The following is a 3,151-nucleotide window of genomic DNA, read 5'->3' as shown; positions in this document are numbered from 1 at the left end:
TTGATTTCTAGTCTTTGATTAGATCGTTCTTTAAAAATTTGGGTATGTGATAGAAAGATAGACTGAACGTTACTTTCACTGGTAACGGATCAGGCTAAGGTAAAATTTGTAAGTAATTGCGAATTTTCGGCGAATGTCGTCTTCACAGTATAACCAGATTGCTTGGGGTTATATGGTCAAGTGAAGAAGCGCATACGGTGGATGCCTTGGCAGTCAGAGGCGATGAAAGACGTGGTAGCCTGCGAAAAGCTTCGGGGAGTCGGCAAACAGACTTTGATCCGGAGATGTCTGAATGGGGGAACCCAGCCATCATAAGATGGTTACCTTACACTGAATACATAGGTGTATGGAGCGAACCAGGGGAACTGAAACATCTAAGTACCCTGAGGAAAAGAAATCAACCGAGATTCCCTTAGTAGTGGCGAGCGAACGGGGACTAGCCCTTAAGTGGCTTTGAGATTAGCGGAACGCTCTGGAAAGTGCGGCCATAGTGGGTGATAGCCCTGTACGCGAAAATCTCTTAGTCATGAAATCGAGTAGGACGGAGCACGAGAAACTTTGTCTGAATATGGGGGGACCATCCTCCAAGGCTAAATACTACTGACTGACCGATAGTGAACTAGTACCGTGAGGGAAAGGCGAAAAGAACCCCGGAGAGGGGAGTGAAATAGATCCTGAAACCGTATGCGTACAAGCAGTGGGAGCAGACTTTGTTCTGTGACTGCGTACCTTTTGTATAATGGGTCAGCGACTTATTTTCAGTGGCGAGCTTAACCGAATAGGGGAGGCGTAGCGAAAGCGAGTCTTAATAGGGCGTCTAGTCGCTGGGAATAGACCCGAAACCGGGCGATCTATCCATGGGCAGGTTGAAGGTTGGGTAACACTAACTGGAGGACCGAACCGACTACCGTTGAAAAGTTAGCGGATGACCTGTGGATCGGAGTGAAAGGCTAATCAAGCTCGGAGATAGCTGGTTCTCCTCGAAAGCTATTTAGGTAGCGCCTCATGTATCACTGTAGGGGGTAGAGCACTGTTTCGGCTAGGGGGTCATCCCGACTTACCAAACCGATGCAAACTCCGAATACCTACAAGTGCCGAGCATGGGAGACACACGGCGGGTGCTAACGTCCGTCGTGAAAAGGGAAACAACCCAGACCGTCAGCTAAGGTCCCAAAGTTATGGTTAAGTGGGAAACGATGTGGGAAGGCTTAGACAGCTAGGAGGTTGGCTTAGAAGCAGCCACCCTTTAAAGAAAGCGTAATAGCTCACTAGTCGAGTCGGCCTGCGCGGAAGATGTAACGGGGCTCAAACCATACACCGAAGCTACGGGTATCACCTTCGGGTGATGCGGTAGAGGAGCGTTCTGTAAGCCTGTGAAGGTGAGTTGAGAAGCTTGCTGGAGGTATCAGAAGTGCGAATGCTGACATGAGTAACGATAATGGGTGTGAAAAACACCCACGCCGAAAGACCAAGGTTTCCTGCGCAACGTTAATCGACGCAGGGTTAGTCGGTCCCTAAGGCGAGGCTGAAAAGCGTAGTCGATGGAAAACAGGTTAATATTCCTGTACTTCTGGTTATTGCGATGGAGGGACGGAGAAGGCTAGGCCAGCTTGGCGTTGGTTGTCCAAGTTTAAGGTGGTAGGCTGGAATCTTAGGTAAATCCGGGATTCTAAGGCCGAGAGCTGATGACGAGTTATCTTTTAGATGACGAAGTGGTTGATGCCATGCTTCCAAGAAAAGCTTCTAAGCTTCAGGTAACCAGGAACCGTACCCCAAACCGACACAGGTGGTTGGGTAGAGAATACCAAGGCGCTTGAGAGAACTCGGGTGAAGGAACTAGGCAAAATGGCACCGTAACTTCGGGAGAAGGTGCGCCGGTGAGGGTGAAGGACTTGCTCCGTAAGCTCATGCCGGTCGAAGATACCAGGCCGCTGCGACTGTTTATTAAAAACACAGCACTCTGCAAACACGAAAGTGGACGTATAGGGTGTGACGCCTGCCCGGTGCCGGAAGGTTAATTGATGGGGTTAGCTAACGCGAAGCTCTTGATCGAAGCCCCGGTAAACGGCGGCCGTAACTATAACGGTCCTAAGGTAGCGAAATTCCTTGTCGGGTAAGTTCCGACCTGCACGAATGGCGTAACGATGGCGGCGCTGTCTCCACCCGAGACTCAGTGAAATTGAAATCGCTGTGAAGATGCAGTGTATCCGCGGCTAGACGGAAAGACCCCGTGAACCTTTACTATAGCTTTGCACTGGACTTTGAATTTGCTTGTGTAGGATAGGTGGGAGGCTTTGAAGCGTGGACGCCAGTTCGCGTGGAGCCAACCTTGAAATACCACCCTGGCAACTTTGAGGTTCTAACTCAGGTCCGTTATCCGGATCGAGGACAGTGTATGGTGGGTAGTTTGACTGGGGCGGTCTCCTCCTAAAGAGTAACGGAGGAGTACGAAGGTGCGCTCAGACCGGTCGGAAATCGGTCGTAGAGTATAAAGGCAAAAGCGCGCTTGACTGCGAGACAGACACGTCGAGCAGGTACGAAAGTAGGTCTTAGTGATCCGGTGGTTCTGTATGGAAGGGCCATCGCTCAACGGATAAAAGGTACTCCGGGGATAACAGGCTGATACCGCCCAAGAGTTCATATCGACGGCGGTGTTTGGCACCTCGATGTCGGCTCATCACATCCTGGGGCTGAAGCCGGTCCCAAGGGTATGGCTGTTCGCCATTTAAAGTGGTACGCGAGCTGGGTTTAGAACGTCGTGAGACAGTTCGGTCCCTATCTGCCGTGGACGTTTGAGATTTGAGAGGGGCTGCTCCTAGTACGAGAGGACCGGAGTGGACGAACCTCTGGTGTTCCGGTTGTCACGCCAGTGGCATTGCCGGGTAGCTATGTTCGGAATAGATAACCGCTGAAAGCATCTAAGCGGGAAACTAGCCTCAAGATGAGATCTCACTGGAACCTTGAGTTCCCTGAAGGGCCGTCGAAGACTACGACGTTGATAGGTTGGGTGTGTAAGCGCTGTGAGGCGTTGAGCTAACCAATACTAATTGCCCGTGAGGCTTGACCATATAACACCCAAGCAATTTGCGTCGAAGAGACCAGATTGCGGTGTGTGAAGACGAAACGAACCGAAAGTTCGAGATCTTGCAAA

Annotated in this window: 1 rRNA gene; it reads left to right on the top strand. The window is 50.8% G+C overall.

Annotation, left to right across the window (positions count from 1 at the left end):
- The first annotated feature begins 174 nt into the window (after positions 1 to 174).
- Positions 175 to 3,068 (top strand): 23S ribosomal RNA (locus HX801_RS30120).
- The last annotated feature ends 83 nt before the right edge of the window (positions 3,069 to 3,151 follow it).

The sequence above is a fragment of the Pseudomonas sp. G1002 genome, from assembly GCF_013385455.1.
Taxonomy (GTDB): Bacteria; Pseudomonadota; Gammaproteobacteria; order Pseudomonadales; family Pseudomonadaceae; genus Aquipseudomonas.
This window is presented reverse-complemented; position numbering and strand designations above follow the sequence as displayed.